The sequence below is a fragment of the Streptomyces fulvoviolaceus genome (assembly GCF_000718165.1).
Lineage (GTDB): Bacteria > Actinomycetota > Actinomycetes > Streptomycetales > Streptomycetaceae > Streptomyces > Streptomyces fulvoviolaceus.
On sequence record NZ_JOEY01000022.1, the window covers coordinates 88,093 to 108,609 of the forward strand.

Annotated in this window: 13 protein-coding genes; 2 read left to right on the forward strand and 11 right to left on the reverse strand. The window is 67.9% G+C overall.

Translation table 11 applies throughout. From position 1 onward, the window contains the following. Positions 1-178 precede the first annotated feature (178 nt). From IG08_RS0123565 to ngcE, 7 genes are all read right to left on the reverse strand, one after another. On the reverse strand, positions 179-1,498 hold the full coding sequence (locus IG08_RS0123565) for a sugar ABC transporter permease (RefSeq protein ID WP_030605824.1): 1,320 nt from the start codon (positions 1,496-1,498) through the stop codon (positions 179-181). Beyond that, entirely contained in the window at positions 1,495-2,286 is a 792-nt protein-coding gene (locus IG08_RS0123570) for an ATP-binding cassette domain-containing protein (protein WP_030605826.1), read from the reverse strand. Before IG08_RS0123570 ends, IG08_RS0123565 begins: the two co-directional genes overlap by 4 nt. 215 nt (positions 2,287-2,501) lie before the next feature. Beyond that, positions 2,502-3,587: a sugar ABC transporter substrate-binding protein gene (locus IG08_RS0123575; protein WP_030605828.1), complete on the reverse strand. Its 1,086-nt coding sequence runs from the start codon at positions 3,585-3,587 to the stop codon at positions 2,502-2,504. Positions 3,588-3,720: 133 nt separating this feature from the next. Next, positions 3,721-4,920: an ROK family transcriptional regulator gene (locus IG08_RS0123580; protein WP_030605830.1), complete on the reverse strand. Its 1,200-nt coding sequence runs from the start codon at positions 4,918-4,920 to the stop codon at positions 3,721-3,723. Positions 4,921-5,097: 177 nt separating this feature from the next. Further along, entirely contained in the window at positions 5,098-6,051 is a 954-nt protein-coding gene (locus IG08_RS0123585) for a carbohydrate ABC transporter permease (RefSeq protein WP_234342954.1), read from the reverse strand. A gap of 14 nt (positions 6,052-6,065) precedes the next feature. Continuing rightward, a complete protein-coding gene (locus tag IG08_RS0123590) occupies positions 6,066-6,989 on the reverse strand; it encodes a carbohydrate ABC transporter permease (RefSeq protein ID WP_030605835.1) in 924 nt (307 codons plus the stop codon). A gap of 45 nt (positions 6,990-7,034) precedes the next feature. Beyond that, the gene (gene ngcE / locus IG08_RS0123595) at positions 7,035-8,486 is read right to left on the reverse strand and encodes an N-acetylglucosamine/diacetylchitobiose ABC transporter substrate-binding protein (RefSeq protein ID WP_030605836.1); all 1,452 of its coding nucleotides are present in this window, start codon (positions 8,484-8,486) and stop codon (positions 7,035-7,037) included. A 463-nt stretch (positions 8,487-8,949) separates the two neighbouring features. Here ngcE and IG08_RS0123600 point away from each other — a divergent pair, with 463 nt between their 5' ends. Together IG08_RS0123600 and IG08_RS0123605 are read left to right on the forward strand one after the other, a co-directional pair. Continuing rightward, a complete protein-coding gene (locus IG08_RS0123600) occupies positions 8,950-12,693 on the forward strand; it encodes a GH92 family glycosyl hydrolase (protein ID WP_030605838.1) in 3,744 nt (1,247 codons plus the stop codon). 20 nt (positions 12,694-12,713) lie between these two features. After that, positions 12,714-14,666, forward strand: coding sequence for an alpha-glucuronidase (locus IG08_RS0123605; protein WP_030605840.1), 1,953 nt, complete (start codon positions 12,714-12,716; stop codon positions 14,664-14,666). Here IG08_RS0123605 and IG08_RS0123610 read toward each other — a convergent pair. From IG08_RS0123610 to IG08_RS0123625, 4 genes are read right to left on the reverse strand one after another with little or no spacing between them, the layout of a single operon-like run. Further along, positions 14,660-16,666 (reverse strand): beta-galactosidase, encoded by a 2,007-nt coding sequence (locus IG08_RS0123610; protein WP_030605841.1) that lies wholly within the window; start codon positions 16,664-16,666, stop codon positions 14,660-14,662. The two genes, IG08_RS0123605 and IG08_RS0123610, sit on opposite strands and share 7 nt — an antisense overlap. Then, complete coding sequence (locus tag IG08_RS0123615; RefSeq protein ID WP_030605843.1) at positions 16,663-17,340, reverse strand: YesL family protein; 678 nt, start codon at positions 17,338-17,340, stop codon at positions 16,663-16,665. Before IG08_RS0123615 ends, IG08_RS0123610 begins: the two co-directional genes overlap by 4 nt. After that, positions 17,337-18,848 carry a GH39 family glycosyl hydrolase gene (locus tag IG08_RS0123620; protein ID WP_030605846.1) on the reverse strand — a complete coding sequence of 504 codons (1,512 nt, stop codon included), beginning with the start codon at positions 18,846-18,848 and terminating at the stop codon, positions 17,337-17,339. The genes IG08_RS0123615 and IG08_RS0123620 overlap by 4 nt, the downstream gene beginning before the upstream one ends. Continuing rightward, complete coding sequence (locus tag IG08_RS0123625) at positions 18,845-20,500, reverse strand: ABC transporter substrate-binding protein (RefSeq protein WP_030605847.1); 1,656 nt, start codon at positions 20,498-20,500, stop codon at positions 18,845-18,847. Before IG08_RS0123625 ends, IG08_RS0123620 begins: the two co-directional genes overlap by 4 nt. Positions 20,501-20,517 lie beyond the last annotated feature (17 nt).

Sequence of the window (20,517 nt, forward strand, 5' to 3'; positions counted from 1 at the left end):
GCGTCATACGTCACGCGATCGGCTGTACCCAAGATCGGCCGTTCCTACGACATGACAGTTGCCCGGCACCAAATAGGCACCGGGCAACATGACCCACCTAGGGGCGCGGGGAACTGCGCGACCAGCCACAACGGACCGGCACTCGCAGCACGACCCGCACCCCTACGGCGCAAAGGCGTTATGCACGCCCCGCCGCCTTCTGACTCTTACGGGAGACGGAGTCGATGACAACCGCACCCAACAGCACCGCACCGGTGATCATGTACTGGATCGACGTGTTCATGTTCAGCAGGTCAAGACCGGTCTGGATCGACTGGATGACCAGCATGCCGAGCAGCGCGGACCAGACAGAACCGCGACCACCGAAGAGGCTCGTACCGCCAATGACAGCGGCCGCAATCGCCAGCATCAGCGTGTTACCGCCACCCGACGTCAGCGAAGCGCTCTGCGTCTGCCCGGCGAAGAACATGCCGCCGACCGCCGCGAAGCCACCCGCGATGGCGAAGACGGAGATCCGCACCAGCGACACGTTGATACCCGCACGCCGCGCCGCCTCGATCCCGCCGCCGACCGCGAACACCTTGCGGCCGAACGGCGTACGCCGCAGCACGAAGTCCACGATCACCAGGCACACGAGGAAGATCACCAGGGCGTTGGACACACCGTTGGAGGAGTTCAGCACGTACGCGGCGACGAACGCGGCCACCGCGAGCAGACCGACGCGCAGCGCGATCTCACCGTTGGTCCGGAAGGGCACCCCCGCGGCCTTGCGGCGGCGCTGCTCGATGAGCGAGCCGACGAGCAGGGAGGCGACACCAAGAGCGGCCAGCAGGTAGGCGCCGATGATGGCCTGGTCCATGAAGAAGGAACGCTGGCTGAGGAGGTGCACCGGACCGGTGTCCGGGATGTTGATGGTGCCGGTCGAGCCGAGCAGCCAGAGCATCAGGCCGAGCCAGCCGAGGAAGCCGGCCAGGGTCACGACGAAGGCCGGTACGCCGATCTTCGCGAAGAACCAGCCGTGGAACATGCCGATGCCGACACCGATCAGCACGGTGAGGATCAGGCCGAGCCAGGGGTTCATGGAGTGGTTGACCACGAACACCGCGAACAGCGCGGAGGCGAGGCCGCTGACGGAGCCGACCGACAGGTCGATCTCACCGAGCAGCAGCACGAACACCAGGCCGATGGCGATCATGCCGGTGGCCGACAGGTAGAAGCTGATGTTGGACAGGTTCTCGGCGCTGAGGAACCGGTCGTTCTTCAGCTGGAAGATCGTCCAGATGACGATCAGGCCGAGGACGACCGGCAGGGAGCCGATCTCGCCGCCCTTCACCTTGCGCTTGAACTCGGTCCAGTAGCCCTTGAGGCCCTCTTCACGGACCAGCAGGCGCGGGTCGACGACGGAGACGGCTGCCGCCGTCGGGTCGTCGGCCGGAGCGACCGTGGTCTGTCCCTCGACCACGCCGTCCGTCTTGTCCACCTTCGACGTGTCGCTCACTTTGCCGCCTCCGCACTGCGACGCCCCGCACGACGGGTGACGGCGTTCTCCGTGGCACCCGTGATCGCGGCGATGATCTCTTCGTGGCTGGTGTCCTTCACGGAGAAGGAGCCGTTGTTCTTGCCGAGGCGCAGCACGGCGACAGTGTCGGCGACCGCCTTCACGTCGGCCATGTTGTGACTGATGAGGATGACGGCGAGGTTGCGCTCACGCAGCCGCTCGACCAGGTCGAGGACCTGCGCGGTCTGCTCGACGCCGAGGGCGGCGGTGGGCTCGTCGAGGATGACGACCTTGGGGTCACCGATCAGGGCGCGCGCGATGGCGACGACCTGGCGCTGGCCACCGGAGAGGCTCGCGATCGGGATGCGGACGCTCGGGATGCGGATGGAGAGCGTGCTCAGCAGCTCTCGGGCGTTCTTCTCCATCGTGACTTCGTCGATCACACCTCGGCGCAGCAGCTCGCGTCCGAGGTAGAGGTTGCCGACCACGTCGAGGTTGTCGCACAGGGCGAGGTCCTGGTAGACCGTCGCGACGCCGAGTCCCTGGGCGTCGTGCGGCTTGTTGATGCTGACCGGCTTGCCGTCCCACTCGATGACGCCCTCATCGATGGGATGCACACCGGCGACCGTCTTTACGAGCGTGGACTTTCCTGCGCCGTTGTCGCCCACCAGGGCGACCACTTCTCCGGCGTGGACCTCCAGTTCGACGTCGGTGAGTGCCTGCACCGCACCGAATCGCTTGGAGACTCCGCGCAACGCCAGCACGGGCGTAGCGGACACGTGAACCATCTCCTTCGCCGCCTGACCGGCGGGGATGCCGCGCTTGGGATAGGGCGCGGAGGGTTGTGCTGAATGCACAGATTTACAAGATGAACATGCACGCGGCCGATGCCCTTTGGCAACGGCTGCGTTCGCCATGCTTCCGTCCGGCGCCCGCCCCACAGCGGGGTCTGAAGGTGGGGCGGACACCGGACAGGTCTACTGCCGCAAGGAGCGGCGGCTGCTTACTGCAGACCGGCCTTCTTGCACGCGGCGGCGAAGTCCGCGGTGCAGATCTCGGCGACGGTGTACAGCTTGTCCTTGATCACCGTGCTCTCGATGTTGTCCTTCGTGAGCGCGACCGGGGTCAGCAGCTGCGAGGGCACCTTGTCGCCCGAGCCGCTGGTCTGGGTCGTGGTGGCCAGGGAGTCGATGCTCTTGCCCTCCAGCAGGTTCACGGAGAGCTCGGCGGCGGCGTCGGCCTCCGGCTTGTACGCCTTGTAGATCGTGCTGGCCTGGGTGCCGGCGAGGATCCGCTGGATGCTGCTGAGCTCCGCGTCCTGACCGGTCAGCGGGACGGTGCTGATGCCGGCGCCCTTGAGGACGGTGGCGATACCGCCTGCCATGCCGTCGTTGGCGGAGTAGACGCCCGCGATCTTCTTGGCGCCGAGCTGCGTGATGGCGGCGGACATCTTCTGGGCGGCGACCTTGTCGTCCCAGTCGCCGGACTGCTCGTAGGCGATCTTGACCTTGCCGTCGAGGACGCTGTGGGCGCCCTTCTTGAACAGCGCGGCGTTCGGGTCGGAGGCCAGGCCGTTGATCATGACGACGTTGGCCGAGGGGGTGGCCTTGGAGCCCATGGCGTCGAGCAGGGACTGGCCCTGGAGCTCGCCGACCTTCTCGTTGTCGAAGGAGATGTACGCGGAGACCGGGCCCTGGGCGAGGCGGTCGTAGGCGACGACCTTGATGCCCTTGTCGACGGCGGCCTGGATGGAGGACTTGATGGCGGCGGAGTCCACGGCGCTGATCGCGATGACCTTGACGCCCTTGGTGATCATGCTGCTGACCTGCTGGGCCTGGGTGGCCGCGCTGCCTGCGGCATTGGCGTACTCAAGCTTGCAGTCGGAGCAGAGCTCCTTGACCTTCGCGTCGAAGTACGGCTTGTCGAACTTGGCGTACCGGGTGGTGACGCTGTCGGGCAGGAGCAGGCCGATCGACTTGTCGCCCGACGAGCTGCTGCCGCTGTCGGAGTCGTCGTCGCCGGCCTTGCCGCAAGCGGTGGCCGTGATGGCGAGGGCCGAGATCGTGACGGCAACGGCTGCACGACGCATACGCGTATTCACTTCAGAAACCTCCCTGACGAGGCCGCGTCGTTGCGGCCGAGGTGGCTGGAAGTCAACTCGGCCACACGTGCGACGTCAAGAAGTAAATACTTAACGAGATGGCAACGGCGTCCTGCGTTCTCTAAGTGAACGCAGGAGTTGCTGCATGCAGCGTGCTGTCCAAAAGGGTCGAATCACCCATCTCGCTGAGGGCGAGAGCGAGTGCTCCGAGCACCTCCGCGCGACCTCCAAGTGCCCCGGGAAGCACGGACAGTTGGCGTGCCGCACTGGGGATCGCATAGCGGCCGACGGACTCCCTGATCGGCCCGAGCACCAGCTCACCGGCCTCGGCGAGATCACCGCCGAGGACCACCCTGCTCGGGTTCAGCAGATTGCAGAGATTGGCGACTCCACTGCCGATGTGGCGGCCGACGTCGGCAATCACCCGACGGCAGCCTGGGTCTCCGTCCCGGGCCAGTCGTACGACGCCTTCCATCGTCAGGTCGGTGCCATGGCTGGACTGGAGCAGCGGAAGCACATAGCGCGCGGCCGCGAAGGTCTCCAGGCAGCCCCGGTTGCCACAGCGGCAGACGGGACCGGACTCATCAAGAGTAATATGCCCGATTTCTCCCGCTGTGCCACCCGGGCCCCGGTAGATCTGGCCGTTGATGACCAGGCCGGCGCCGACACCGCTCGCGACCTTGATGTACGCCAGGTCCCTGACGCCCCTGCCGCTGCCCCAGACGAGCTCGCCGAGGGCGCCGAGGTTGGCGTCGTTGTCCACGTGCACGGGCACGCCCAGGCGGCCGCCGAGCTCCTCGGCGGGCTTGGTGCCGATCCAGCCCGGCAGGATGGCGGAGGAGCCGAGGGTGCCGGATTCCACGTCGATCGGGCCGGGCACGCCCAGGCCCACGCCGGCGATCTTCGAACGGTCGACGCCCGTTGCTGCGATCAGGCGATTGACCAGCTGTTCCGCCCGGTCGAAGCCCTGCGTCGAGGAGGCGTCCACGTCGAGGGGCTCGGACTCCTCGGCCAGTACCTGGTGGGCGAGGTTCCCGACCGCGACGCGCAGGTGTGTGTGCCCGAAGTCGACGCCGATGACGATGCCGGCGTCGCCGCTCAGGGAGACGCTGCGGGCCCTGCGGCCACCCGCCGAAGTGGGGGTGACCTCGACCGTTCCGCCGTCCTTGAGCTCGCGCACGATGTTGGAGACGGTCGCCGCGGACAGACCCGTCGTCCGCGCGATCTCCGCCTGCGTGAGCGACCCGGCAAGGCGTACGGCCCGTACGACCCGTTCCAGGTTGGCTCTGTGCAGCGACGACTGCGACCCCGGAGTCTCCACGACGACCTCCTGCGCGCGGGACCGCACCGATGAGGCCCCGTCTATGTCCAACTAGTGAACTCTAAGCTGAGCCGTTCGGGTCGCCTCCCGTCAAGAGGTTGAACCGGATCCGGGTTCTTGGACACAGCGCGGCGGCCCCACCCCCGCGGGACCGGCGCCCTTACGGCCGTAGGGCCGTTACTTCAACGCACCCGCCGTGAGACCCGCCTGAACCTGCCTCTGGAAAATGAAGTAAACGATCAACACCGGAAGCATCGCGATCATCATGCCGGCCATCAGCGCGCCCCAGTCGTTCTCGTAGCCCTGCTGCAGGGCGATCATCGCGAGGCCCTGGGTGAGCACGTACTTGTCCTCGTTCTGGTTGAGCACCATGGGCAGCAGGTACTGGTTCCACTGTCCCAGGAAGTTGAAGATCCCGATACTGATCAGGCCCGGCTTGGCCATCGGCAGCATCACCTGGAAGAACGTTCGCGTGTGCGACGCCCCGTCGATCAGCGCGGCCTCCGCGATCGAGGTGGGCAGCGTGCGGAAGAAGGCCGTCATGAAGAAGACCGTGAACGGCAGCGAATACGCGATGTAGACGAGGATCAGGCCCTGGTACGTCGCGAGGAGCGAGCTGCCCGGGAAGTCCCGCAGCACGAAGAACAGCGGGATGACCAGCATGAACACCGGGAAGGACATGCCGGCCACGAACAGGTAGTAGATGAAGCGGTTGCCGGGGAAGGTGAAGCGGGCCAGGACGTACGCGGCCATGGAGCCGAGCACCATCGTGCCGATCACCGAACCGCCCACCACGATCGCGGTGTTGACGAAGTACCGGCCCATGTTCGCCTGGTTCCAGGCGTTGGCCCAGTTCTCGAAGTGGAACGTGGTCGGCAGGCCCCACGGGTCGGACAGGATGCCGTTGCTGGTCTTGAAGGAGCTCCACAGCACCCACAGCAGCGGAACGCCGACCATCAGCGCCCACACGACGAGCATGCCGTGCGAGAAGACGTGCAGGATGCCGCCCTCGGAGCTGCGGCCGTCGGTCGGGCCGAGCTTCTTCGTGATGCCGCCGGGACGGGGTTCGTCGGTCTTGCTCACCGCGTCCGTGATCGCGTTCGTGTCCGTCGTCATGTCGCCCGTCGTCATGTCGCCCCGCACCCCTAGAACTCGATCCGCTCACGCCGCGCGAAGCGCATCGTGAGCACTGCGAACGTCATGGTGACGATGAGCATCGCGACGCCCATCGCGGACGCGTAGCCGAACTGGCTGTCGCGGAAGGCCGTCAGGTACAGGCGCAGCGGCATGACGTCCGTGGCGCCGTCGGGGCCGCCCATGTTGACCGACATGATCTGCACCAGGGCGAAGCCGTCCAGGGCGATGATGCCCATGTACACCCAGCCGGTCTGCACGGTGTCCCACAGCAGCGGGAGGGTGATCCGGAAGAAGGTGTGGAAGCGCCCCGCGCCGTCGAGCAGCGCCGCCTCGTAGATGTCCCGTGGGATGGAGGCCATCGCCGCTGAGAACAGCACTACGTAGAAACCGACGTGCGACCAGATCATCACCGCCATGATGCACAGCAGGGCGATGCTCTTCTCGCCCAGCCAGGCGTTCTGCCAGCTGTCCAACCCCACCGCACCCAGCAGGGAGTTGAGCATGCCGTCGTCGGGGTCCGGGTTGTAGATGTTGAACCAGATGACGGCGACGATGGTGATGGAGATGACCTGCGGGAAGAAGAACACGAAGCGGTAGAACTTCGAGCCGGCGACGCCGGTGATCACTTCGTTCTTACGGCGTTTTCCGCCGACGTTGAGCATGAAGGCGAAGAACAGGCCGAGCCCCAGCGTGATGATCGGGACGAAGATCAGCATGTAGACGTTGTGGCGCAGCGCGTTCCAGAAGTCCTCGTTGTTCCACAGCTTTTCGAAGTTCTCGAGTCCGACGAACTTCGCCGTGCCGACCAGCCCCGACCAGTCGGTCAGCGAGATCTGGAACGCCTGGACGAACGGCGAGATCACGAAGATCGCGTAGACCAGCACGGGTAGGGCCAGGAAGCCCACGATGAATCGGTATTTGCCGTGTTGCATGGTGTGCTTCCCGGCCCTTCCCCTCGAATACCGCCTGCCCGGACCCTACTTTTCGCGCTTGAACTTCTCGACCGAGTCGTCCTTGGCCACGGCGTCGGCGTATGCCTGGGTCTTCTTGATCCAGTCGGCCGCCTTCAGGTCACCCGTGAGCAGCTGCCCGGTGAGACCGCCGATCTTCTCGTCGGTGAGCGCGGGGTACCACTCCTGGAGCTGGAGGCTGATGATGTTGTCGCCGGCCGCCTTGAAGGCCGCGCTCGCCGAGGTCAGACCCGGCGAGAGAGTCATGCCCTCGGTCGCGTCGAGCACACAGGTCAGCGACTTCACGAGCTTGGCGAAGTTCTGCGCGTGCTTCTTGGAGAGCATGATGCGCAGCAACTCCATGCCGCCGACCGGGTTCTTGCCCTTGGCGGCGACGATGTACGGCTCGCTGGGCTCGGCGCGCAGGGTGCCGTTGGGCATCTTGTCGCCGGTGCCGTCGAAGAGCGCGCCGACGGACATCGCGAAGTCCTTGGGCGTGGTCGGGGCTGCCTCGTTCTCCACCCAGGAGCCGTTCGGGATGAAGACGGCCTTGCCCTTGGTCCAGGCGGTCTGCGACTGGATGTGGGTCAGGCCCTGGCTGCCCTCCAGGAAGTACTTCTTGGCGGCCAGCTCCTCGTAGAACTCGACGACCTCCTTCACCGCGTCGTTGGAGGTCCAGGCCTTGGGCTCCAGGTTGTCGATCGCGATCCAGCCGTCCATGCCGCCGATCTTGGCGATCTCGGCGAACAGGTTGAAGTGGACGTAGTACGGGTACTTTCCGGCGTACGTCCAGGGCGCGATGCCCTTCTTCTTGATCTCACCGGACAGCGTGACCATGTCCTGCAGGGTCTTCGGGTACTCCCAGCCGTTGTCGTCGAGGACCTTCTGCGAGTACCAGGTGCCGTAGATCGTGAAGGCGTAGTAGAGCACGTCGAAGACGTCTCCGTGCTTGCCCTTCTCGATGGTGCTCGGGTGGATGACGTCCGAGATCTTCTTGCTCGCGTCGTCCATGGAGGGCGCGTCGAGCAGCGCCTGGAGGTCCTGGAGCTGCCCTTGCGTGGACAGCTTGTTCATGTCGAGGTGGTCGGCGCCGGAGTTGTCGATGACGTCCGGCGGGTTGCCCCCCGCGAAGCGCGGGGTGAGCTTGGGGCCGACCTGCTGGGTGCCGGTGTGCTTGACCGTGGCGGCGTACTTCGTCTTGTAGTCGGCCTCCGCGTCCTTGGCGTACTGGTCGCCGAGGCCGCCCTTGAAGATGAACGCGTCGAGGGCGAGGCCCTTCTTGACGCCGAGGGGGTTCGCGGCCGACTTCGCCCCTTCGGGGGCCTTGGTCTCCTTCTCGTCGCCGCCACCGCCGGTGGCACACGCGGACAGGAAGCTCATCGTGGGTACGGAGATCAGACCGAGTGCGGCCGACCGCTTGATCAATTCGCGGCGGCCGACACCTGCGGCGCCGTTGTTCTCGGCGGAAGTGGATCCCATGCTCAAGTCCTCGCCTTCTCCAGGACTCAGGCGGTGAACCGGATCCTCCCGGGCACCGCGGTCAGGTCAAGCAGGGTCGTGCTGGACGTGCTGATCATGACGTACGGATCATGGACTGTGGATCATCGACGGCGGATCGTGTGAATCGCCGACAGGTATAGTCCACTTCTTGCCAGCTGAGCAAGATCGAATGCAAGGTTGGCCAACGGTCTTTTCCGAGTTGAGACCTCGCGGAAATATGAGCGGCCCGTGTACCGCTTGCCGGAAAAATCCGCGACATAGACCCCGAATGCCACAGCCAACACCCTTGACATCACTGTCCACTTGAGCCACAACTGATCCTTGCACGGAAATGCTGACAACGTTGTCCGGCCTCGTGCAGGGAGGGTACTCGCGAATGCGGTGGTACAGAACTCGACTCAGACGGCGGGGTACGGCGGTCGTGATCACGACCGCCTTTGTCATGACGGTGGGCTCGCAGGGGGCGGCGGTCGCGCTACCGGAGGCGGCCGCCGCGGCCGACCGGTCCTTCGCCTCCTCCTTCGAGGCGGGTGACCCTACCCCCGACTGGCTCAACACCGTCGACACCGCGCCGGACGGCTCCCCGCGGGCCTCGGGCGTCGACGGCGGCTACAGCACCGGCATCCCCGGCAACGTCACCGACCACGTCACGGACGTGCGGGCGAGCGGCGAGAACACCGGCGGCGGCGAGGTGAAGGAGAACCTCGTCGACGGCGAGCCCGGCACCAAGTGGCTGACCTTCGAGCCCATCGGCTGGGCCGAGTTCGACCTCGACAAGCCGGTCAAGGTCGTCACCTACGCCCTCACCTCGGCCAACGACTTCGCCGAACGCGACCCGAAGGACTGGACGCTCCAGGGCTCGACGGACGGCAAGGACTGGAAGACCCTCGACACGCGCTCCGGGGAGTCCTTCGCCGAACGGTTCCAGACAAAGTCGTACGACCTCACCGATCCGGCCGAATACCAGCACTTCCGCCTCGACATCACGGCGAACAACGGCGCCCCCGGCATCCTCCAGCTCGCCGACGTCCAGTTCTCCACGGGCGGCGGCAACGGCCCCGTCCCGCAGGACATGCTCTCCCTGGTCGACCGCGGCCCGAGCGGCTCGCCCACCGCGAAGGCGGGCGCGGGCTTCACCGGCAAACGGGCGCTGCGGTACGCCGGCCGGCACACGGCGGACGGGCGGGCGTACTCGTACAACAAGGTCTTCGACGTGAACCTGCGGGTTCGCCCGGACACGCGGCTGTCGTACCGGATCTACCCGTCGATGGCGGACGGCGACCGGGACTACGACGCTACGAACGTGGCGGTGGACCTGGCCTTCACCGACGGCACGTATCTGAGCGAGCTCAACGCGACGGACCAGCACGGGTTCGGACTCAGTCCTCAGGGGCAGGGCGCCGCCAAGGTGCTCTACGTCAACCAGTGGAACAACGTGGCCTCGGGGATCGGGTCGGTCGCGGCCGGGAAGACCGTCGACCGGATCCTGGTCGCGTACGACTCCCCCAAGGGCCCGGCCAAGTTCCGCGGCTGGCTGGACGACCTGGCGATCGAGCCCGTCCGGCCCGAGCGGCCCAAGGCCCATCTGTCCGACTACGCGCTCACCACCCGCGGCACCAACTCCAGCGGCGGCTTCTCGCGCGGCAACAACTTCCCGGCCACGGCGGTCCCGCACGGCTTCAACTTCTGGACCCCGGTGACGAACGCGTCCTCGCTGAGCTGGCTGTACGACTACGCCCGCGCCAACAACGACGACAACCTGCCGACGATCCAGGCGTTCAGCGCGAGCCATGAGCCGAGCCCCTGGATGGGCGACCGGCAGACCTTCCAGGTGATGCCGTCCGCCGCCTCCGGCACCCCGGAGACGGGCCGTGAGGCACGGGAGCTGGCCTTCCGGCACGAGAACGAGACCGCGCGGCCGTACTACTACGGGGTGGAGTTCGAGAACGGGCTGAAGGCGGAGATGGCCCCGACCGACCACGCGGCGGCGCTCCGCTTCACCTACCCCGGCGACGACACGAGCGTCCTCTTCGACAACGTGACGGACCAGGCCGGGCTGACGCTCGACAAGGACGCGGGTGTCGTCACCGGGTACTCGGACGTGAAGTCGGGGCTGTCGACGGGGGCCACCCGGCTCTTCGTGTACGGCGTGTTCGACAAGCCGGTGACCGACGGGGACTCCGGCGGGGTCAAGGGCTATCTGCGCTTCGACGCCGGTGACGACCGGACGGTCACGCTACGGCTGGCGACCTCGCTCATCAGCCTCGACCAGGCCAAGGACAACCTGCGCCAGGAGATCCCGGACGGCACCTCCTTCGAGAAGGTCACGTCACGTGCCCAGCGGCAGTGGGACCGGATCCTCGGCAAGGTCGAGGTCGAGGGCGCGACACCGGACCAGCTGACCACGCTGTACTCCAGCCTCTACCGGCTGTACCTGTACCCCAACTCCGGCTTCGAGAAGGTCGGTTCGAAGTACCAGTACGCCTCCCCGTTCTCGCCGATGCCCGGGCCCGACACCCCGACGCACACCGGCGCGAAGATCGTGGACGGCAAGGTGTACGTCAACAACGGCTTCTGGGACACCTATCGGACGACCTGGCCGGCGTACTCACTCCTGACGCCCACTCAGGCGGGCGAGATGGTCGACGGGTTCGTCCAGCAGTACAAGGACGGCGGCTGGACCTCACGCTGGTCCTCCCCCGGGTACGCGGACCTGATGACCGGCACCTCCTCGGACGTCGCCTTCGCGGACGCGTACGTCAAGGGTGTCGACTTCGACGCCAAGCCGGCGTACGAGGCGGCCCTGAAGAACGCCACCGTCGTGCCGCCCTCCTCGGGCGTGGGCCGCAAGGGGATGGCGACCTCGCCCTTCCTCGGCTACACGAGCACCGACACGCACGAGGGCCTGTCGTGGGCGCTGGAGGGCTGTCTCAACGACTACGGCATCGCGCGGATGGGCCAGGCGCTGTACCGGAAGACGGGCGAGAAGCGGTACGCGGAGGAGTCGGAGTACTTCCTCAACCGGGCCCGGGACTACGTGAACCTGTTCGACACGAAGGCCGGCTTCTTCCAAGGCCGCGATGTCGACGGGGACTGGCGCGTCGAGTCCTCCGCCTACGACCCGCGCGTATGGGGCTACGACTACACCGAGACCAACGGCTGGGGCTACGCCTTCACCGCCCCGCAGGACAGCCGGGGCCTCGCCAACCTCTACGGCGGCCGCAGCGGGCTCGCCGAGAAGCTCGACGAGTACTTCGCCACCCCCGAGACGGCCTCGCCGGACTTCGTCGGTTCCTACGGCGGGGTCATCCACGAGATGACGGAGGCGCGGGACGTCCGGATGGGCATGTACGGCCACTCCAACCAGGTCGCCCACCACGTCAACTACATGTACGACGCGGCCGGTCAGCCGTGGAAGACACAGCGGAACGTCCGTGAGGTGCTGTCGCGGCTGTACACCGGCAGCGAGATCGGCCAGGGGTACCACGGTGACGAGGACAACGGCGAGCAGTCGGCCTGGTACCTGTTCTCCGCGCTGGGCTTCTACCCGCTGGTGATGGGAAGCGGCGAATACGCCGTCGGATCACCGTTGTTCACGAAGGCCACGGTCCATCTGGAGAACGGCCGGGACCTGGTGGTCAGGGCGCCGAGGAACAGCGCGCGGAACGTGTACGTGCAGGGGCTGCGGGTCAACGGGCGTACGTGGACGTCGACTTCGCTCCCCCACTCGTTACTCGCGAAGGGTGGGACGCTGGACTTCGACATGGGGTCGCGGCCGTCGTCGTGGGGCACGGGCAAGGACGCGGCTCCCGTCTCCATCACCCAGGACGACAAGGTGCCGACGCCTCGGGCGGACGTGCTGAAGGGCGAGGGGGCCCTGTTCGACAACACGTCGGTGACGGACGCGACGGTGACGTCGGTGGACCTTCCGGTGACCGGGCCGGTCAAGGGGCTCCAGTACACGGTGACTTCATCCTCGGACCACACGAAGGCACCGACCGGCTGGACCCTCCAGGGTTCGGACGACGGGACCGAGTGGAAGACGCTCGACCAGCGATCGGGCGAGTCCTTCGCGTGGGACAGCCAGACACGGGCGTTCACGGTGGGGTCTCCGGGTACGTACGGGAAGTACCGCCTGGTCCTCGACGGCGAGTCCGTCGTGTCGGAAGTCGAACTGCTCGCCTGAGCAGGTGCATTGGGGGTCTCATGCAGGGTGTCGATCCGGCCTGGCTGCCGGACGAGGCGTACCGGCCGATCGGCACCCGGCGGACGCTGATCCGTGGATCGGGGCCGCTGGTGGAGACGGTGCACGGGGAAGTGACCCAGGCCTGCGTACGGTTCGGAGGAAGCGTCTCATTCGACGGGCCCGCCGGGCCGTACGACCTGGTGCTGGAGCTGACCGGCGACGGCTCCTCCGAGGCGTTCACCTTCGAGCGCGGTGACGGCTGTACGACCGTCACCGCGTCCGATGGGCCCGGGCTGCTGTACGGCCTGTTCCACGTCGTACGGCTCGGGAAGGCGGCGTTCCGGGGCTCGTACGAACGTGAGGAGCACCGACCGGAGCTGGCCCTGCGCATGCTCGACCACTGGGACAACGTGGCCGTGCACCCGGTGATGGGCCAGGTCGAGCGGGGCTATGCCGGCGGGTCCCTGTTCTGGCAGGACGGGCGGACCCGGGGGGACCTGGAGCGCGTGCGGGCGTACGGCCGGCTGCTCGCGGCCTGCGGGATCAATGCCGTGGCGGTGAACAACGTCAACGTGCACGGGACCGAGGCCCGTCTGCTCACGGACCGGATCGGTGAAGTGGCGGACATCGCGGGGGCGTTGAGGCCTTACGGGATCCGGGCCCATCTGTCGGTCACCTTCGCCGCCCCGGTGGTGCTCGGCGGCCTGGAGACGGCCGACCCGCTCGACGCGGGCGTACGGGAGTGGTGGGCCGAGGCGACCGCCCGGGTGTACGAGGCGATCCCCGACTTCGGCGGGTACGTGGTGAAGGCCGACTCCGAGGGGCAGCCGGGGCCGTTCGCGTACGGCCGCAGCCATGCCGACGGGGCGAACGCCCTGGCCGCCGCCCTCGCTCCGCACGGCGGCATCGTGCACTGGCGGGCCTTCATCTACAACCACCGCCAGGACTGGCGGGACCGGAGGACGGACCGGGCGCGGGCCGCGTACGACCATTTCGTGCCGCTGGACGGGGAGTTCGCCAGCAACGCCGTTCTCCAGGTGAAGCACGGGCCGATGGACTTCCAGGTCCGGGAGCCGGTCTCACCTCTGATCGGGGCGATGCCCCGGACCCGGCTGACGGTGGAGCTGCAGGCGACGCAGGAGTACACCGGGCAGCAGCGGCACGTCTGTTGGCTGGGGCCGATGTGGAGCGGGGCACTGCGGTTCCGGCCCGAAGAGGGCTCACCTGTGGGCGAGTTGGCGCGCGGCGGCCTGGTGGCCGTCTCCAACGTCGGCGACGATCCGTTCTGGACCGGGCATCCGCTGGCCCAGGCGAACCTGTACACCTTCGGGCGGCTGGCCTGGCAGCCGGACGCGGATCCGGACGCCGTTCTCGACGAGTGGATCCGGCTCACCTTCCCGGACGCCCCACAGCGGCTCATCACCGGGCTGCACGCCGTACTCCACGGCTCCTGGGCGACGTACGAGAAGTACACCGCTCCCCTCGGCGTGGGCTTCATGGTGCAGCCGGGGCACCACTACGGGCCGAGCGTGGACGGGTACGAGTACAGCCCGTGGGGCACCTACCACTTCGCCGACCGGGACGGCATCGGCGTCGACCGGAGCGTGGCGAGCGGGACCGGGTACGCGGGGCAGTACGCCAAGCCGTGGGCCGAGGTGTACGAGTCGTCTGAAACCTGCCCGGACGAACTGCTGCTGTTCTTCCACCATGTGCCGTACGGGCACGTCCTGAAGAGCGGGAAGACGGTGATCCAGCACATCTACGACACGCACTTCGAGGGCGTGGCGGAGGTGGAGGAGGCCCGGGAGGTGTGGGCCTCGCTCACGGACCTCGTCGATCCCGCGCGCCACGCACGGGTCGCGGAGCGGTACGAGGAGCAGCTCCGCAGCGCCCGCGAGTGGCGCGACCAGATCAACAGCTACTTCCTGCGGAAGTCTGGTGTGCCCGACGCACATGGGCGGCGCATCTACTGAATCCGCAGGATCGCTGTGCCCCGCGGGTCGAGGGTCAGGGGCTCGCCCTCCCCGACCCGCTTGCCGGTCAGGAGGTCGGTGGCGGCGGCATGGGCGGTCAGGTGGGCCGGGTCGGCCGTGTGGTTGAGGAGGAAGAGGAGGCGGCTTCCGTCGGGGGCCACGCGGGTTGCCGTCTCCACGGCGGGCTGGTGGGCGTACGGGCCGAGGAGGCTGTGGCGGGTCAGGATGCGGCGGATCACCCAGTCGACGCCGGGCTGGTCGAGGGCGGTGGCCACGTACCAGCCCTCGCCCTGGCCGTATGCGTGCCGCGTCACGGCCGGGGTCCCCGCGTAGAAGTCGGCGCCGTACGTCCCGACGGGCTCGGCGCCCCGCGGCTGCACGATCTCGAAGAGGAGCCGGGCCTCTGCCTCGAACTCCCCCAGTTCTACCGGCTGTACGACGTCCTGCGGGCGCGAGTCCCACTCGTCGACGCGGATGCCCATGAGGGGCGCGAGCGGGCCGGGGACGTCGGTCGGGAAGGCGCGGTCGTGCTCGTCGACTCGCCCGGAGAGGAAGGTGGTGAGAACCGTGCCGCCGCGGGCTGCCACCGCTTCGAGGCGGGCGGCAAGGTCGCCCTTGACCATGTGCAGGACGGGCGCGAGGACCACGTCGTACGGGGTGAGGTCGGCGGTGTGCGGGACGACGTCCACGTCGGCGCCGGCCTCGCGGGCGGCCCGGTAGTAGGCGTGGAGCACCTCCTGGTACTTGACCAGCCGGGAGGGGCCGTCGGAGATCTCCAGGGCCCACCAGCTGTCCCAGTCGAAGATCAGGGCGGTGCGGGCGGGAGTGCGGGCGCCCAGCGAGGCGTCGCCCAGCAGCTCCAATTCCCGCCCCAGTTCCGCCACTTCGCGGAAGACGCGGGTGTCGTCGCGGCCGGCGTGGCCGATGACCGCGCCGTGGTACTTCTCGCAGGCTCCGCGGGAGGCGCGCATCTGGAAGTAGAGGGCCGCGTCGGCGCCGTGGGCGACAGCCTGGAAGGTCGCGAGGCGCAACTCCCCCGGTCTGCGCAATGGGTTGACGTCACGGCAGGCCGTGGTGGACGGGGTCTGTTCCATCAGCCAGAAGGGGGCGCCGTCCTTGAGGCCGCGCATCAGGTCGTGGGCCAGGGCGGGCCAGGTCGGCGGGGCGTCGAGGGGCGGGTAGCTGTCCCAGGAGGCGAAGTCGAGGTGGGGTGCCCAGCGGTGGTAGTCGAGGGGGCGAAACATGCCCATGAAGTTGGTGGTGACGGGCGTGTCCGGGTCATGGGCGCGGATCACCTCCTTCTCGGCGAGGAAGCAGCCGAGCAGTGCGTCGGTGGTGAAGCGGAAGTAGTCGAGGGTGATGCCCTGGAAGGCGGTGTGGTCGGGGCCGCGCCAGTGCTCGGTGAGGGCGTTCGGGGGCTCGATCTCGGCCCAGTCGGTGAAGCGGTGCGACCAGAAGGTCGTCCACCAGGCGTCGTTGAGGGCGTCCAGGGTGACGTACTTGTTCCGCAGCCACTCCCGGAACGCGTCGGCGCACACGTCGCAGTAACAGACCCCGCCGTACTCGTTGTTGATGTGCCAGGCCAGCAACGCCGGGTGGTCCGCGTACCGTTCGGCGAGACATCCGGCCATCGCCGTGGCGTGGCGGCGGTACGCCGGTGAGCTGGGGCAGAAGTTGTGGCGCTGGCCGTAGCGGTGGCGGCGGCCCTCGAAGTCGGTGCGGTTGACCTCGGGGTGCGCCTTGGCCAGCCAGGGCGGCAGGGCGGCCGTTCCGGTGGCCAGACAGACCTGTCGGCCCTCGGCCGCCGCCCGGTCGAGGATGCGGTCCAGGACCGTGAAGTCGTAGGTGTCCTCGGCGGGTTGGGTGAGGGACCAGGAGAAGACACCGACCGTGAGGGTGTCGATGCCGGCCCGCGTGAAGAGGCGGTGGTCCTCGTCCCAGACCTCCTCGGGCCACTGCTCGGGGTTGTAGTCGCCGCCGTACCGGATCTTGTGCGTCATTCGGTGAAGTCCTCCTGGGTCTCGGCGATCACCGGGCGGCTGCTGTGCAGCAGGGACAGGAGCAGCGGGGCGGCCAGCAGCGCGGGCAGGGCCTCGGTCAGCAGGACGGTCCCCGCGGCGGTCAGGACGAGCAGCGAGGCGGCACCGAGGGTGGCGCGGCCGTGCCGGAACAGGAAGTACCCGGCGAGGCGTGCGGTGTCCCGGCCGCGGAAGGCGAAGAGGGAGGTGAGGACGAGCGCGTGCGCGCCCCAGAGGAGGGACGCCGGCCCGATGACCGCCAGCAGCACGGCCCACCAGCCGGGCAGGCCGGTCGCGGAGAAGTGGGTCAGGGTGAACGCGATCACGGTGAGCCAGGCCAGCAGGGGCGCCCACAGTTTCAGGGCCGGTACGGCGTTCAGCCGCCAGCCCCGCCAGTAGGCGCGGGCCGGGTGGAGGTCGGTGAGGTCGCGGTCGCGGTGGTGGAGGGCGTACAGGGCGGCGGAGAGGGCCGGGCCGAGGGGCAGTAGGCATACGGCGGCGAGCGGGAGGTTGGACGGGTCGGGGCCCACCAGCAGGAGCGCGGCCAGGCCCGGGGAAGCGGCGACGAGCAGCAGGGCCTCGACGGTGACGAGGGTGTGGACCAGCGCGGCGGCGCGGGAGAGGGCGCCCTCCCCGAAGGTGACGGGTGTGCTCACTGCGGCTCCCTTCCGAGCAGCCGTCGCTCGTCCGACCAGGGCGGGGTCTCGTCCGCGACGGCACTGACCTCGACGAGGGTGACCTCGTGGCGGGCAAGGGTCAGGTCCAGGTCCACCCGGCCGTCCTCGACCGGCAGGCGCAGGTGGCGGCGGGCGGGCTCGGCGGCCTCGTGCAGGACGTCGAGCCAGTGGGGCCCGGGCGAGCGCGGGCTGCCCATCCGCTGCCAGGCGGTGCGGGCATTGCCGTACTCCTCGTCGACCACGGACCGCCGTACGAACGCCTCCCGCGAGCCCGGTACCGGCACGGACAGCCGCAGCCTGTGCCGCTCGGGTCCGGGGGGCTGCCCGCTCGCGTCGACCGGCGCCCACGCGAGGACGGTCACACGGCCGTCGGCGTGCCGTGTGACCAGGTGGTCGTCGCCGCGGGTGAGCAGTTCGGGGCCCATCCGCGCCATGAAGGCGTACAGGTGGTACGTCGGTTTCTTCACCTGTCGGTGGGCGAGCAGGCCGAAGCCGCCGTGGAAGAGCGCGGTCGGCACGCCGGTCTCCTCGAACATGTCGCTGAAGGTCCAGTACGAGAAGGAGTCGACGTGGTCGCCGCCGCGGGCGAGGACGGGCGCCAGGTACGCGGCGTGGAAGGCGGTGTCGTGGACCGGGTTGTCGGGGCGGTAGGAGGAGTTGAACTCCGTGATGTGGAGGGGGAGTTCGGCGAGCCGGGTGCCCTTCAGTCGCTCTCGCGGAGTGGCGAACTGGTCCAGGAGGCCCTGGGCCGGCGCGAGGGTCTGGTGGACGCCGAACGGCACGTGCTGGGCGGGGCCCGACGTGTAGGCGTGCTTCGACACGAAGTCGACGGGGACGTCGTGGTACTCGGCGAACTCGGCGAAGCGGTCCAGCCACTCGTCCGCACCGGGTGAGACGGCGGGGCCGCCCACCTGCAACTCCGCGTCCACGTCCTTCACCGCACCCGCCGTCACCTCGTACAGCCGGTGGTACGCCGCCTCGTCCGCACCCTCCCAGAAGTCGGGCAGGTTGGGCTCGTTCCACACCTCGATGGGCCAGGTGCGCACCTCGTCGAGGCCGTAGCGGTCGACGAGGTGGGCGAGGGTGGCCCGGACCAGTCCGGCCCACTCCTTCGCGTCCCGGGGCGGAGTGACATTGCCGTGCCACCAGAACACGGTCTGCCGGCCCGAGGCCAACTCGGCAGGCATGAAGCCGAGTTCGAGGAAGGGGCGGATACCGAGTTCCAGATAGGCGTCGACGACCTGGTCGACGTAGGTGAAGGAGTGATGGACGCGTCGGGCGCCCTGCCACTCGTACGGCCGGTGCACACCCATTCCGTCGCTGAGCAGCCCGTGCCCGCGGATGTACCGGAACCCGATCTCGCGCTGGAGCAGGGCGAGCGAGTCCTGGTAGTCGCGGCGCAGGGCGAGTTCGATCCGGCCGGTGCCGACGCAGTGGCGCCAGGCGTCGGAGAGCCGGCCGGACGGCTCGGCGGGGACGAGGATCACCCGTTCGCCTTCTTGAAGCGCTCGTACGCCTTGTTGTGCAGGTCGACGAGCTGCTGCATGTTCTTCGCCTTCAACTCGGAGACGTACGCGTCCCATTCGGAGATCGGGCGCTTGCCGAGGACGAACTGGAGCGTGTTCTGGATGGCGTGGTCCTTCAGCGGGGTGTCCCAGAGCGTCGCCTGTTCCTGCTCGAAGGACTGGAGCGGGTGGGCCGGGTCGACGGGCAGTTCCTCACGCTGGGACATCACGTCCTGGAACTTCTTCTCGTCCGGGCTGAAGGAGGAGGAGACCAGCTTCCAGCTGCCGCCGTAGGTGAAGACGCCGTTGAAGAAGCCGAAGTCCTTCTGAAGGTCCTTCGGGGCGTCCGGGTCGGAGCCCATGAGGGAGATGCCGGGCTCCAGCTTGTAGGCGCCGGCGGACTCGGTGTACGTGACGCCCTTGACACCCCACTTGCACAGCACCTGGCCCTCGTCCGAGTACCACAGCCAGTCCACGAACTGCATCATCGCGACGAAGGTGTCGCTCTTGAGGGCCTTGCTGGAGATCATGACGCCGTTCTCCAGCCGGATGCCGCTCAGGACGATCGGGCCGGCCGGTCCGAGGGGCACCGGCACCATCTCGATCTTCGCGCCCTTGACCTGCTTCTCCAGGTTGTAGCGGTAGTTCTGCACCAGCTCCTGCGGATTGGCGCTGATCACATAGGACTTCTCCGCCAGCAGCTTCTGCACGGCCTGGTCGTCCTGCTGGGTGAAGCTCTCCGGGTCAAGGAGCTTCTCGGCGACAATCTTTCTCAGGTACTCGACCATCTGGCGGTAGGCGTCCGTCGCGGCGGTGAAGACGAACTTCTGCGCCTTGGTGTCGAAGCTGATGTTGTCGTACGTCCAGCCCGCCTTGACCCCGTACGCCTGGCCGAGGTAGCTGAACAACGCACCGCACGGGAACGGGGTGTTGGTGCTCCAGCGGTCGGTCCAGGGGTACTTGTCGGGGTACTCCTCCTTGAGCGCCTTGAGGACGTCGTACACCTCGTCCCAGCTGGTCGGCAGAGTCAGCCCGTGCTTGTCGAGGATGTCCGTGCGGAAGGACAGCGAGTAGCCGGCCTTGGGCTTCTCGTGCAGGCCGGGCAGCAGGTAGTACTCGCCGTCGGACTGGCGGATGGAGTCGAGCTCGGGCTCCAGGCTCCACTTCTTCACCTTGTCCCGGAAGTTGGGCATCAGGTCGACGTACTCGCTCACCGGGAGGATCGCGCCCGAGGACACGAAGGCCACCTCGGAGGGGTGGTACGTCTTGGGGATGATGAAGGGGGCGTCGCCCGCGCCGATGAGGACGCCGCGCTTCTTCTCGTAGTCGGCCAGCGGGACGTCGACGGGCTTGAGCGTGATCCCGGTGCGCTTGGTGACCTCCTTCCAGAACAGCCAGTTGTTCTTCAGCGGGTAGACCGGGTTGTCGTTGTGCAGCATCGAGAAGGACAGCGCCTTGGCCGCCTTGAACTGCTGCCCGGCGCGGTACTCCTTCATCGCGCCGTCCTGCTTCTTCGACAGGTCCTTGGTGTCCCCGCCGTCGTCTCCGCTGCTGCAGCCGGTGAGCGTGGCGAGGCCGATGAAGCCTGCGGCGGCCAGGATCTGACGCCGTGACAGCTGTCCTGAGTTCTCCACGGATACTCCTTTGTTCC